The following is a 12492-nucleotide window of genomic DNA, read 5'->3' as shown; positions in this document are numbered from 1 at the left end:
ACGGGCTACCGGCCGGCCATCACCTCGGCGACGTCGAATCCGAGGTCCCGCAGAACGGCCTGGGCGCCGGCCCTGGCCCCACCCGTGACCCCGGATCCGGGGTGCGTGGACGGCCCGACCAGATAGAAGCCCTCGCCGGGCAGTCGGTACCCCATGTTGGGCAGAGGCCGGTATCCCATGAACTGGAAGAGCTGCGACCCGAAGTGGCCCGGGTCGCCGTTCGGCCACGAGGCGTTGAAGCGTTCGCCGTCCATCGGACTGTCGACGACCCTGCCGAGCACCTTCTCACGGCTCATGTTCGTGGTGAGGCCGCAGAAAGTGTCGAAGACTCGGTCGAAGAGCTCTTCTTTGCGCTCGTCCCAGCGTCCCTGGTCCAGTTCGAGGGGCGCGTAGCTCAGCAGATAGAGGGTGTGCTGCCCGGCGGGCGCGCGGGTGGGGTCCCAGGCGCTCGCCACCGCGATGCTCGGGATGTTGCTGATCGGAACGCCGTACTTCAGTCCGTCGAAGGTCCGCATCAGCTCGGGCAGGGGTACGGCGATCTCCTGGAAGCCCGCGCTCCCCACCTCGGGCCCCGCCTTGAAGACCGGTGCCTCGCTCAGCGCCAAGTGCCCGGTCAGCAGGGCGAATCCGACGGATTTGATCCGCCGCACTTTACGTTCCCAGTCGGCTCCGAAGCGGTGGTCGACCATGCCGGGCAGCTGTTTGATGTTCAGGTCGGCCACCACGGCGCGCCGGGCCTCGACGTGCTCTCCCGAGGCCAGTACGACACCGGTGGCCCGGTCGCCGGTGAAGGTGAACCGCTCGACCGGGGCACTGGTCCTGATGACTCCGCCCAGCTCCTCGAATGCCCCGACCAAAGCCCTGGTCAGCGATCCGGAGCCGCCGACGGCGTAGCCGAGACCGTAGCGGTGGATGACCGGCACCATCATCAGCAGGAAGGCTCCGGTGCCGCCCTCTTCAGGGGCAGCCAGGATCTCCGACACCCAACGGGCCAATGCCGCCCGGACCTTGGGGCTCTCGAACCACTCGTTGACGACGTCGAGGTAGCTCATCATCAGCATACGGAGCAGTTCCTGGCCGACCTCGGACTGGTCGAGCTGTCCGAAGAACGCGCCCAGCGGCGGCGGGGGTTCGAAGAGGCCCGCCATCAGCATGTCCAGCAGTCCGTCGGCGAATGCGTGGAAGCGCAGATAGTTCTCCGCGTCGCTCGGGGAGATCCTGGCGATGGTCTCCGCCGTCTTGGTCACGTCCCGGTAGAAGGCGATGTAATCGCCGTCGGGGAAGGTGACGGCGATGCTCGGGTCCGGAAAGACGTACTCAAGGCCGTGGCGGGCCAGCAGGCCCAGCTCGTCGTCGCGGATCAGGGGGTTTCCCTGGATGAAGATGTGCGCGATGGCGTGCAGGTCGTGGTGGAAGCCCGGCACGGTCACCTCGCGGGTGATGACACCGCCGCCGACGTAGTCCTTCGCCTCCAGCACCACCACGTCCAGGCCCGCCTTGGCGAGGTAGGCGGCCGCGGTCAGTCCGTTGTGGCCCCCGCCGACGACCACCACGTCGTGCACGTCATGCTGCGTCATGGTGCGCTCCTTCGAGGCCGGGGTCCCCGGCCGGGCCGCCGGGACCACCGCCGTCGCGCCGGAAGCCGCCGTCGATGTCCCACACCGATCCGGTCACATAGCTGCTGACGTCGCTGTCCAGCAGGGTCAGCACGGGGTGGGCGATCTCATCGGCCGTGGCGATCCGCTTGATCAGGTTGGTGCCGATCACGGCCTGTTCGAGGCCGGGTAGGTGCGTGGCGCCGGTGCGCAGGCCGGGGGTGTCGGTGATGCCCGCGCAGACGGCGTTGACCCGGATGCCGCGCGGTGCCAGCTCGATGGCCCAGGTGGGCACGAGGTAGTGCAGAGCCGCCTTCGTGGCGCCGTACACACCCATTCCGGCGGTGGGGTGCCTGCCGATGGACGACGAGATGACGACGGCCGACGCGCCGGGGCGGCCGGCCAGCGCGGGAGCTGCCGCTTTCATCAGCGCGATCGTCCCGCGGAGGTTGACGCTGATCACCCGGTCGACCTCGGCCATGCTCTGCTCGGTGAGGGGCCCGGGTATCAGGATGCCTGCGTTGCACACGACCAGGTCCAGGCCCTCGTGGAGGGTGAGGGTGTGCGCGACGGCGTGTTCTGCCGTCGCCGCGTCCGCCAGGTCGCCGGCGATCCAGGACGCCGACGGGCCGAGGCGGTCGGCCGATGCCTTCAGTGGCCCTTCCCGGCGGGCTGTGATGACGACGTGCGCACCCGCCGCCACGAGCGCCTGGGCGATGGAGAACCCGATGCCTTCGCTCGCGCCGGTGATGAGTGCGACCTTTCCCGCGATTGCCATGAGCCGGCCCTTCCCGTTCGATTGCGGCTTGCTGCTACGGCTGCGGTTTGTGTTGCTAGGGCTGCGCTGCGACGGATGCGGGGGTGTTCCGGCGGCGCCGGGCGGCCGCGGTGAGCAGCCTTCCGTCGCGTACGTTGAGGCTGAGCAGGGTGATGTTCACCGCGCCGCCGAGGAACTCGACGGCCTGGATCACCGAGAACTCCGTACCGAAGTGGCGGTCGGAGGCAAGCACTTGGAGCGTGACGGCGCACGGCACGAGGACCAGGAGTCCGATCGCCGCGGCCGCCGCGATCCGGCGCTGCTTGCGCCGGATCAGCGGGGCACGGCGCCGGTTCGCGCCCAGGGAACGCCCGGTGCCGCCCGTGATCGCCATGCACGGCACCAGCGCGAACAGGGCGAAGGCGATCGCTGTTTTGACCACCTGTACGGCGTGGTCGTCGCCGAAGATCTCGACTGCGGCCGATGCCGTGAAGAACAGACTGATCAATGTCAGCGCGAGAACCCCGGCAACGGCGTGCACTCGGGTTTTCATGAACTTCTCCCCGCTTCGGGTTCAAGATCGCTCGATCAGCGTCCCGGATTCAAGAGCGCCCGATCGACTCCAGATTTTCGATGAGGCGCGTGATCGTGCCGAGCAGCGCGGCGACCTCCGGCACATCCAGACCGCGGGTCGCCAGATCGTTGACCTCGCCGGCGGCCGCGACCAGAGGTTCCTGGAGCTCGCGGGCGCGATCACTCAGCAGGACCTTCGCCTGGCGTCTGTCCTGCGGATCGGGAACGCGGTGGACCAGCCCATCGCGCTCCATCCGCTGCAGGGTGTTCGCCATGGTCGGCTGCTCGATCTGTACGCGCTCGCACAGCTCTCGCTGGGTGAGCCCGTCCTGCTCGTACAGCGCGAGCAGTTGGGCGAACTGCCCCGGCACGACCCCGTGCTCCGCTATGCGCAGGCGCAGGGCGCGTTCCAGAAGCCGCGCGAGGTGGTTGACCTGGTACCCCAGTGACTCCTCCCGGGGCAGCCGGCTCGTGGGCCGGCTGGAGAGGCCTTCGGGCTTCGTGGTCACGGTCCACCTCCGGCTCGGCATCGGCTGCTTCGATTAGTCCATAGCTTGCTATGCATGTCAAACCGTGAGCGGAGCGTAGCGCGTCCCGCTGTCGCTGACGCCGGCGCGCTTCCACCCCGAAGCGCTCTGATGTCAGGGCCGCGCCTGCGCCCCGAGCCGGTCGGCCATCCAGTCGCTGAAGCGCGGGATGAAGTCGCCGAAGTAGTTGGTGGCGACATGGCGTTCGCCGGGGTAGCGAATCAGTTCGGTCGTTTCCGCGGCCCAGTCCAGCATCCGCTCGCAGGAGTCGATGGGGATGATGGTGTCGAGTTCGCCGTGGATGGCCAGCAGCGGGATGCGCAGCGGCGGGATCTCCCGCAGGTTCAGCTTCGTGCGGGCGAGCTCGGCCATGGCGTCGTCGTCGGACTGGTCGAAGACGAACCGAAAGTCCTTCTTCACCATCACGTTGACGTCGGAGTAGTTGTCGAGGTCGAAGCCTCCGGAGAGGTTGACGCACGCCCGGAAGCCCGGGACCGTCGCGGCGGCGCGGGCGGCGAGGTAGCCGCCGAAGCTCACGCCGAAGATCCCGATACAGTCCTCGTCCACCTCGGGACGCCGTACGACCTCCTCCATCACCGCGGCAACCACCCGCTCGAATTCGACCGCCATCGGTGTCCTGCCGATGTGCACACCCTGGCCGGGGCCGTCGAAGACGACCGCGGCCATACCGCGGGCGATGAACTCCCTGGCGAAGGCGTACAGTTCGACCTCCTTGGCCGAGTCGAGGCCGTTGATCAGCAGCACGGTCGGCCACGGGCCCTCGCCCGGCGGCCGCATGAGGTAGCCGGGGACCTCCAGCCCGTCGGAGGTGACATCCAGTGCGGTGACGACCTCGTTCAGGTACGGGATGCCGCGTTCGAAGACCTCGGTGACCCGGTCGCGGCTGTCGATCTTGGCCTGCGCGTCGTCGAAGTAGAAGAACTCCGCGTAGTGATGGCAGGCGGCGGCCTTGCGGTTGGCGGTGCGGAACGTCTCCAGGTGACCCGCGGCGAGCGCCTCGGCGGCGCGCTCCTCGTAGTGCACGCCGAGCGCGGACCACCGCCGGTGCCAGTCGGCCCAGTCCTCGTGCGTGCTCTCTTTGCGCAGGTCCTTGAGCACCATGGTGATGTCGCCCCAGTCGAGGCTCGCCAGGCCCAGGCGGCTGAAGAACAGCTCGCAGTTCTCGAACGTCTCGGCCGAGATGCCGTTCCCGGCGTTGCGCGGACCCCAAGCGTCGCGCAGGCCCTCGTCCGCGACGAGGTCGCGGTCGGTCTCCAGCCACCCCTTGAGCGTGGCCAGCACGTTCTCCGTCGTACGGAACAGGGTGTCGCCGAGGTCGGCGGTGTCCGCTCCCTCTTCCTGTCCCCCGTCCTGCCGCGGTACGAAGATGTGCTCGACGACCAGACGGGTGCCGCCGTCGGCCGGTTCGACGGTCCAGCTGCCCTCCATCTCGGCGATGGCCGGCGGCAGCGTCACCATCCGGAAGTCGATGCGGAACTCGTCGGGCCGGTACCAGCGGTGCGAGCGGACGTCGTTCACGCCCAGCTCGTTCGCCACCGTCATATCCATGACCACCTCGTGGGCGCCGACCTCGGTACGGCGGACCTCACGGGTGGTCGGGAAGATGTCCGGCCAGCGCTCGACGTCGGTGCAGGAACGCCAAACGCGGTCGGCCGGGGCCTCGATGACCACGGTGTTGACGACGGAGTTCTTCTCTGCCGCCGAGGCCTTCGCCTCCGCCGCCGTGGAGCTCCTCTTCCCGGAGGCCGTGGGGTTCTTCTTCTCGGATGCCGTGTGCGTGCTCAAGGAGTCCTCGCATCGCGTCGTTGGTGCCGGTCTCGTGGCTGCCCGGACGCTCTCAAGCCCCGCTCAAGGACGGCTCGAAGGCCGGTCAAGGACACCTCGACGCAGGTTGGAAGCCCACATGGGTCCGGTTCGCGAGCTCCTTGTGCGGACCTTGAGTCGTCCTTGAGCCACGGTGGCCAGGTTCTGACGCAGCCAAAGGGGACTCATCCACGAAAGGCAACCCATATGTCAGCGACGGACCCTGCTGTGGACGCCCGCCGCGCCCCGGAGCCGGGGCGAGCGCCCACGGCCCCCCGCCGGGTGGTCATCACCGGCATTGGCGTCGTGGCGCCCGGCGGTACGGGCACCAAGGCGTTCTGGGACCTCATCACCTCAGGTCGCACCGCGACCGGGCGCATCTCCTTCTTCGACCCCGCCCCGTTCCGCTCCCAGGTCGCGGCCGAGTGCACGTTCGACCCCGTCCAGCAGGGACTGACGCCCCGTGAGGTCCGCCGGATGGATCGGGCGACCCAGTTCGCGGTCGTCGGGGCCCGGGAGGCGGTTCACGACAGCGGCCTGGACTTCGGCGCCCCGGATCCCGCGCGGATCGGGGTGACCATCGGCAGCGCGGTCGGCGCCACCATGGGACTGGAGGAGGAGTACGTCGTCCTCAGCGACAGCGGCCGCAAGTGGCTGGTCGACAACTCCTACGGAGTGCCTCATCTGTACGGGCACTTCGTACCCAGCAGCATCGCCGCCGAGGTCGCCTGGACGGTGGGCGCCGAGGGGCCGGCCGCGGTCGTCTCGGCCGGCTGTACCTCGGGTCTGGACTCGGTCGGCTACGCCCGCGAGTTGATCGCCGAGGGCAGCGTCGACATCATGGTCGCGGGTGCGACCGACGCCCCGATCTCCCCGATCGCGGTGGCCTGTTTCGACGCCATCAAGGCGACCACCGCCCGCAACAACGACGCCGAGCACGCCTCGCGCCCGTTCGACAAGAGCCGAAACGGCTTCGTACTGGGCGAGGGCGCGGCCGTCTTCGTCCTGGAGGAGTACGAGCACGCCCGGCGGCGCGGCGCCCACGTCTACGCCGAGATGGCCGGCTTCGCCTCTCGCTGCAACGCCTTCCACATGACCGGACTGCGGCCGGACGGACGGGAGATGGCGGAGGCGATCACCACCGCGCTGGCCGAGGCGCGGATGAACGCCGAGACCGTGTCGTACATCAACGCACACGGCTCGGGCACCAAGCAGAACGACCGCCACGAGACCGCCGCCTTCAAACTCAGCCTCGGGGAGCATGCGTACGACGTGCCGGTCAGCTCCATCAAGTCGATGATCGGGCACTCGCTCGGCGCGATCGGCTCGATCGAGATCGCCGCCTGCGCGCTGGCCATCGAGCACGGCGTGGTGCCGCCCACCGCGAATCTCCACACCCCTGATCCGGAGTGCGACCTGGACTACGTACCCCTGACGGCCCGTGAGCAGGACGTGGACACGGTACTCACGGTGGGCAGCGGTTTCGGCGGCTTCCAGAGCGCCATGGTGCTGACCCGGCCCGGCGGGAGGACGGCCATATGACCGCGGACGTGGTGGTCACCGGGATCGGTGTGGTCGCGCCGAACGGCCTGGGCACCGAGGAGTTCTGGACCGCGACGCTGAAGGGGGTCAGCGGCATCGACCGGATCAGCCGCTACGACCCCAGCGGTTATCCTTCGCCGCTGGCCGGGGAGGTCCTGGGCTTCAACGCGGCCGACCATCTCTCCAGCCGTCTGCTTCCGCAGACCGATCGAATGACGCAAATGGCGCTGGCCGCCTCGGACTGGGCGCTCGCCGACGCCGCGGTGAACCCGGCGGCGCTGCCGGAGTTCGGCATGGGCGTGGTGACCGCGAGCTCCTCGGGAGGGTTCGAGTTCGCCCAGCACGAGCTGCAGAAGCTGTGGAGCAACGGCCCCGAATACGTCAGCGCCTACCAGTCCTTCGCCTGGTTCTACGCGGTCAACACCGGCCAGATCTCGATCCGGCACGGCATGCGCGGCCCGAGCGGGGTCCTGGTGACGGAGGGGGCGGGTGGCCTCGACGCGCTCGGTCACGGTCGGCGGCACGTACGCAAGGGCACCGGCCTCGTCGTGTCCGGCGGGGTGGACGCCTCCCTCTCCCCCTGGGGCCTGGTTTCGCAGATCACCAGCGGACGGCTCAGCCGGTCCGCCGATCCCGAGCACGCCTACGCACCCTTCGACGTCTCCGCGGACGGTCACGTGCCCGGCGAGGGCGGCGCCATCCTCGTGCTGGAGAGCGAAGCCGGCGCCCGGGACCGCGGTGCGCGGATCTACGGCACGATCGCCGGCTACGGCGCGTCCTTCGATCCCGCGCCCGGCTCCGACCGGGAGCCGGGGCTGCGCCGGGCCGTCGAACTGGCCCTGGCGGACGCCGCGGTCGCGCCGCCGGAGATCGACGTGGTGTTCGCGGACGCGGCCGGAGTGCGCGATCTCGACCGGACGGAGGCGCAGACCCTGGCCGCCGTTTTCGGCCCGCACACCGTGCCGGTCACCGCGCCCAAGACCATGACCGGCCGGCTGTACTCGGGCGCGGCCTGCCTCGACGTGGCGACGGCACTGCTGGCCATGCGGGACGGGATCGTCCCGCCGACCCTGCGCGTGCCGGACCAGGCGGCGGACTGCCCGATCGCCCTGGTCCGGGACACCGCGCGCGAGATGACCGTACGCACCGCGCTGGTGGTCGCCCGCGGCCACGGCGGATTCAACGCGGCCGTCGTGCTGCGCGCCGCGCCCGACAACAACTGACCACCCATCGACGGCAGTTCACTCCGTCCTACGACACCCCCCGCCAACGGCGGCAACCCGAAAGCGAGGACCTCACCCATGGCCATACACGAGCTGACCCTGGCCGGCCTGACCCGCATCCTGCGCGAGAGCGCGGGTCAGGACGAGGACGTCGACCTCGACGGCGACATCCTCGACCTCACCTTCACCGAACTCGGCTACGACTCCCTGGCGTTGCTCGAAGCGGCCGGCCGCGTCGAGCGCGAGACGGGGGTCAAGCTCTCCGACGACGCCGTCGGCGAGGCGGAGACTCCCCGGCTGTTCCTGGCCCTGGTCAACGAGCTGGTCACGGTCGGCACCTGAACCGCGGGCTTCCACCATCCATCGGTCACAAGACTTCCACCGGTCAAGGAGAGCACAGAGTATGGCGAATGACAGCGCCGACGTCGTGATCGTCACCGGCGGCACCAGCGGAATCGGCCTCGCGGTCACGGAGACCCTGGCCCAGCAGGGCGCGAAGGTGTTCATCTGCGCACGGCACGAGGAGGACCTGGCCGTCACCGTCAAGGATCTGCGCGAACGCGGTCTCGAAGTGGAGGGGCAACGCTGCGACGTCCGGTCCCGCGACGACGTGCGCGCCTTCGTCGAGGCCGCCGTGCGCCGCTACGGTGCCGTCGACGCCCTGGTCAACAACGCCGGACGCAGCGGCGGCGGCATCACCGCCGACCTCGCCGACGAGACCTGGTACGACGTCATCGACACCAACCTCAACAGCGTCTTCCTGATGACCCGGGAGGTCCTCACCACCGGCGGGCTGCGCGACAAGCCGCGCGGCCGCATCGTCAACATCGCCTCGACGGGCGGCAAGCAGGGCGTCGTCCTGGGAGCGCCGTACTCGGCGTCCAAGCACGGCGTTGTCGGCTTCACCAAGGCCCTGGGTCTGGAGCTGGCGAAGACGGGGATCACCGTCAACGCCGTGTGCCCGGGCTACGTCGAGACGCCCATGGCGCAGCTGGTACGCACCAACTATGCGCGCATCTGGGCCAGCGACGAGCAGGAGGTCCTGGAGCGGTTCCAGACCAAGATCCCGCTCGGCCGCTACTCCACCCCCCAGGAAGTGGCCGGCCTGGTCGGCTATCTGATGTCGGACCTCGCCGCCTCCATCACCGCACAGGCGCTCAACGTCTGCGGCGGACTCGGCAACTACTGACGGCTCGGCAACCACGGACAAGGACCGGTGAACCCATGAGCGATGTGCAGCACGCCATCACAATGGCGGCCACACCCGAGACCGTCTACGAACTGCTGGCCGACGTCTCCGCGTGGCCGGTGAACTTCCATCCCACCGTCCACGTCGAACGGCTCGAACAGGACGAGTCCCACGAACGCATACGGATCTGGGCAGTCGCCGGCGACCAGGTCAAGGCCTGGACCTCACGCCGGGAACTGGACCCTCAAGGCCTGCGCATCGCCTTCCGGCAGGAGGTCTCTCAGCCGCCGATCGCCGCGATGTCCGGCGCGTGGGTGCTGCGGGGTCTGCCGGACGGCGGGACCGAGGTCGTCCTGGAGCACAGCTACCGTGCGGTCGACGACGCCCCGGACGACCTCGCCTGGATCACCGAGGTCACGGACCGCAACAGCCGCACCGAGCTGGCGAATCTCAAAGCGCTGGCCGAGCAGGCGGCCGACCGGTCCGAACTGCGGCTGACCTTCGAGGACACGGTCGTCGTCGACGGCGAGGCCGGCGATGTGTACGAGTTCCTCTACCTCGCCCAGAAGTGGCCGGACCGGCTGCCGCATGTCGCCCGCATGGACCTCAGGGAGGACGAACCGGGCGTCCAGATCATGGAGATGGACACCATCACCGCCGACGGCGCCATGCACACCACCAAGTCGGTGCGGGTCTGCTTCGCCGACGAACGGATCGTCTACAAGCAGACCGTCGTGCCCCCGCTGATGACGGCCCACACGGGCGAGTGGCGGGTGACGACCGTGCGCGGCGGCGTCTCGGTGACCTCCCGGCACACCGTCGCGATCCGGCCCGAAGCCGTGCCGGGCGTCCTCGGCGAGGCCGCCACGGTGGCCGACGCCCGGGAGTTCGCCCGAACCGCGCTCAGCGGCAACAGCCGGATCACCTTGGAACACGCCAAGGCGTACGCCGAGGACATCACCGCCGGTTCGCAGGTCTGAGCAGGTCCACGCGGACGCCGGCGCCGTCCGAAAGGGACGTACCGTCATGTCCCGGCTGCGCTGGGAGGGTTCCGCCGAGGTGCTGCGCGACACCGCCGTCACGCAGCCCTCGGTGTTCCCTGGTCACGCCGGGTGTCCCGCGCGCGAGCTGCGTTGCCGCCGCGACGGACGGCCACCGTGATGAGCCCGGATGTGGCCGCCGCCGAGCGGATCTGCGCCGCCGTGGTGCGGCACGGGCCAGGTCGTGGAGGTCGGCAACGACAACGGTCCCGCGCAGATCGTCGTGTCAGGTCACCGCCCGAGCCGCTGCGCCGCACGGGCTGTGACCCGCCGGCGAAGCCCAGACGCCGACGGACAACGCGGCCCGGCCAACGCATCACGGGTCGGCCCCATCATGCGGATCACGCGGACACCCCGTGGAGAGAGTGGACCACTATGCACACGGCTGAGCAGACCGCTTCCGACACCTCCGACGAGACCACCGGACCGGGCCGAAGGCTCGTCGCCGACCGCCCCGCGGCGCCGACACTGCACGACCGGCTCAGCGAACTGGACCAGATCAAGGAGTCGGCCCGGCGGGGCCCCGATCCGGCCGCCACTCAGCGGCAGCACGCCAAGGGCAAGCTGACGGCCCAGGAGCGCGTCGAACTGCTCCTGGACGAGGGCTCGTTCACCGAGGTCGAGTCGCTGCGACGACACCGGGCCACGGGCTTCGGCCTGGAACGGCGGCGGCCGCACTCGGACGGCGTGGTCACCGGCTGGGGCACCGTGCACGGGCGGACCGTCTTCGTGTACGCCCATGACTTCCGCATCTTCGGTGGCGCGCTGGGCGAGGCCCACGCCGAGAAGATCCACAAGCTGATGGACCTGGCGGAGGCCGCCGGAGCCCCGCTGGTCTCGCTGAACGACGGCGCGGGCGCCCGTATCCAGGAGGGCGTCTCGGCCCTTGCCGGCTACGGGGGCATCTTCCGGCGCAACACCCGCGCCTCCGGTGTCATCCCTCAGATCAGTGTCATGCTCGGGCCCTGCGCGGGCGGGGCCGCGTACTCTCCCGCGCTGACCGACTTCGTCTTCATGGTCCGGGAGACCTCGCAGATGTTCATCACCGGCCCGGACGTCGTGCAGGCCGTCACCGGCGAGGAGATTTCCCAGAACGGGCTGGGCGGAGCCGACGTCCACGCGGCCACCTCCGGCGTCGCGCACTTCGCCTACGACGACGAGGAGTCCTGCCTGGCGGACGTACGGTTCCTGCTGACGCTCCTGCCCTCCAACAACCGCGAACTCCCACCCGCCGCACCGTGCGACGACCCGGTCGACCGGCGCACCGACGCTCTGCTGGAACTGGTCCCCCACGACCCCAACCATGCCTACGACATGCGCGCGGTCGTCGAGGAGATCGTCGACGACGGCGAGGTGTTCGAGGTGCAGCATGCCTGGGCAACGAATGTCGTCTGCGCGCTGGCCCGGCTCGATGGCCACGTCGTGGGGATCGTGGCCAACCAGCCCGCGTCGTTCGCCGGTGTACTGGACATCAGGGCATCCGAGAAGGCCGCTAGCTTTGTCCAGTTCTGCGACGCGTTCAACATTGCGCTGGTCACCCTCGTGGACGTGCCCGGCTTTCTGCCGGGCATCGACCAGGAGCACGGCGGCATCATCCGGCACGGCGCCAAGCTCCTGTACGCCTACTGCAACGCCACCGTGCCGCGTGTCCAGCTCATCCTGCGCAAGGCGTACGGCGGCGCGTACATCGTCATGGACTCCCGGTCCATCGGCGCGGACCTGTCGCTGGCCTGGCCGACGAACGAGATCGCGGTTATGGGGGCGGAGGGCGCGGCCAACGTCGTCTTCCGCCGGGAGATCGCGGCCGCCGACGATCCCGAATCGGTGCGGCAGCAGAAGATCAAGGAGTACAAGTCGGAGCTCATGCACCCCTATTACGCGGCCGAACGGGGACTGGTCGACGATGTCATCGACCCGCGCTGCACCCGGTCGGCAGTGATTCGCTCCCTGACGATGCTGCGCAGCAAACACGCCGACCTGCCGTCACGCAAGCACGGGAATCCTCCGATGTGACGTACGGCCGGCGTGGCCGGCCGCGCCGCCGGACTGCCCGGGGCGCAATCGCCTTGTCCCACGCCACCCTGCCGGTTGCTGGAAGTCCCGACCCACACGATCACGAGGGGAATTGAGCCATCGTGCGCAAGGTGCTCATCGCCAACCGTGGCGAAATCGCTGTCCGCGTGGCCCGGGCATGCCGGGATGCCGGGATCGCGAGCGTTGCC

At 69.5% G+C, this 12492-nt stretch carries 12 protein-coding genes; 7 read left to right on the top strand and 5 right to left on the bottom strand.

Features of this window, described 5'->3' with window-relative positions:
- Window positions 1-5: 5 nt before the first annotated feature.
- The 5 genes from ACIBK0_RS40220 to ACIBK0_RS40200 form a co-directional block, all read right to left on the bottom strand.
- Complete coding sequence (locus ACIBK0_RS40220) at window positions 6-1577, bottom strand: phytoene desaturase family protein (RefSeq protein WP_399091502.1); 1572 nt, start codon at window positions 1575-1577, stop codon at window positions 6-8.
- Window positions 1564-2373, bottom strand: coding sequence for an SDR family NAD(P)-dependent oxidoreductase (locus ACIBK0_RS40215; protein WP_399091499.1), 810 nt, complete (start codon window positions 2371-2373; stop codon window positions 1564-1566). The genes ACIBK0_RS40220 and ACIBK0_RS40215 overlap by 14 nt, the downstream gene beginning before the upstream one ends.
- A gap of 55 nt (window positions 2374-2428) precedes the next feature.
- The gene (locus tag ACIBK0_RS40210; RefSeq protein ID WP_189192255.1) at window positions 2429-2905 is read right to left on the bottom strand and encodes a hypothetical protein; all 477 of its coding nucleotides are present in this window, start codon (window positions 2903-2905) and stop codon (window positions 2429-2431) included.
- A 49-nt stretch (window positions 2906-2954) separates the two neighbouring features.
- Complete coding sequence (locus ACIBK0_RS40205) at window positions 2955-3434, bottom strand: MarR family winged helix-turn-helix transcriptional regulator (protein WP_399091494.1); 480 nt, start codon at window positions 3432-3434, stop codon at window positions 2955-2957.
- A 132-nt stretch (window positions 3435-3566) separates the two neighbouring features.
- Window positions 3567-5258, bottom strand: coding sequence for an alpha/beta hydrolase (locus ACIBK0_RS40200; RefSeq protein WP_399091491.1), 1692 nt, complete (start codon window positions 5256-5258; stop codon window positions 3567-3569).
- Between the two features lie 225 nt (window positions 5259-5483).
- Between ACIBK0_RS40200 and ACIBK0_RS40195 the strand changes: the two genes are divergently transcribed.
- The 7 genes from ACIBK0_RS40195 to ACIBK0_RS40165 all read left to right on the top strand — a co-directional run.
- On the top strand, window positions 5484-6818 hold the full coding sequence (locus ACIBK0_RS40195) for a beta-ketoacyl-[acyl-carrier-protein] synthase family protein (protein WP_399091488.1): 1335 nt from the start codon (window positions 5484-5486) through the stop codon (window positions 6816-6818).
- Window positions 6815-8041 (top strand): ketosynthase chain-length factor, encoded by a 1227-nt coding sequence (locus ACIBK0_RS40190; RefSeq protein ID WP_399091485.1) that lies wholly within the window; start codon window positions 6815-6817, stop codon window positions 8039-8041. Before ACIBK0_RS40195 ends, ACIBK0_RS40190 begins: the two co-directional genes overlap by 4 nt.
- A gap of 78 nt (window positions 8042-8119) precedes the next feature.
- The gene (locus tag ACIBK0_RS40185) at window positions 8120-8383 is read left to right on the top strand and encodes an acyl carrier protein (protein ID WP_399091482.1); all 264 of its coding nucleotides are present in this window, start codon (window positions 8120-8122) and stop codon (window positions 8381-8383) included.
- A gap of 61 nt (window positions 8384-8444) precedes the next feature.
- A complete protein-coding gene (locus ACIBK0_RS40180) occupies window positions 8445-9230 on the top strand; it encodes an SDR family NAD(P)-dependent oxidoreductase (RefSeq protein WP_399091479.1) in 786 nt (261 codons plus the stop codon).
- A 35-nt stretch (window positions 9231-9265) separates the two neighbouring features.
- Entirely contained in the window at window positions 9266-10210 is a 945-nt protein-coding gene (locus tag ACIBK0_RS40175; protein ID WP_399091476.1) for an aromatase/cyclase, read from the top strand.
- 435 nt (window positions 10211-10645) lie between these two features.
- Complete coding sequence (locus tag ACIBK0_RS40170; protein WP_399091473.1) at window positions 10646-12283, top strand: acyl-CoA carboxylase subunit beta; 1638 nt, start codon at window positions 10646-10648, stop codon at window positions 12281-12283.
- A gap of 122 nt (window positions 12284-12405) precedes the next feature.
- Window positions 12406-12492: biotin carboxylase N-terminal domain-containing protein (locus ACIBK0_RS40165; RefSeq protein ID WP_399091679.1), on the top strand; the 87-nt coding region annotated here is incomplete at its 3' end.

The organism is Streptomyces sp. NPDC050564 (assembly GCF_044457265.1).
Classification (GTDB): domain Bacteria; phylum Actinomycetota; class Actinomycetes; order Streptomycetales; family Streptomycetaceae; genus Streptomyces.
This window is presented reverse-complemented; position numbering and strand designations above follow the sequence as displayed.

Coding starts and splice junctions, on each gene's coding strand:
- ACIBK0_RS40220 (WP_399091502.1), bottom strand. CDS start 1,577: ATGACGCAGCATGACGTGCACGACGTGGTGGTCGTCGGCGGGGGCCAC.
- ACIBK0_RS40215 (WP_399091499.1), bottom strand. CDS start 2,373: ATGGCAATCGCGGGAAAGGTCGCACTCATCACCGGCGCGAGCGAAGGC.
- ACIBK0_RS40210 (WP_189192255.1), bottom strand. CDS start 2,905: ATGAAAACCCGAGTGCACGCCGTTGCCGGGGTTCTCGCGCTGACATTG.
- ACIBK0_RS40195 (WP_399091488.1), top strand. CDS start 5,484: ATGTCAGCGACGGACCCTGCTGTGGACGCCCGCCGCGCCCCGGAGCCG.
- ACIBK0_RS40190 (WP_399091485.1), top strand. CDS start 6,815: ATGACCGCGGACGTGGTGGTCACCGGGATCGGTGTGGTCGCGCCGAAC.
- ACIBK0_RS40185 (WP_399091482.1), top strand. CDS start 8,120: ATGGCCATACACGAGCTGACCCTGGCCGGCCTGACCCGCATCCTGCGC.
- ACIBK0_RS40180 (WP_399091479.1), top strand. CDS start 8,445: ATGGCGAATGACAGCGCCGACGTCGTGATCGTCACCGGCGGCACCAGC.
- ACIBK0_RS40175 (WP_399091476.1), top strand. CDS start 9,266: ATGAGCGATGTGCAGCACGCCATCACAATGGCGGCCACACCCGAGACC.
- ACIBK0_RS40170 (WP_399091473.1), top strand. CDS start 10,646: ATGCACACGGCTGAGCAGACCGCTTCCGACACCTCCGACGAGACCACC.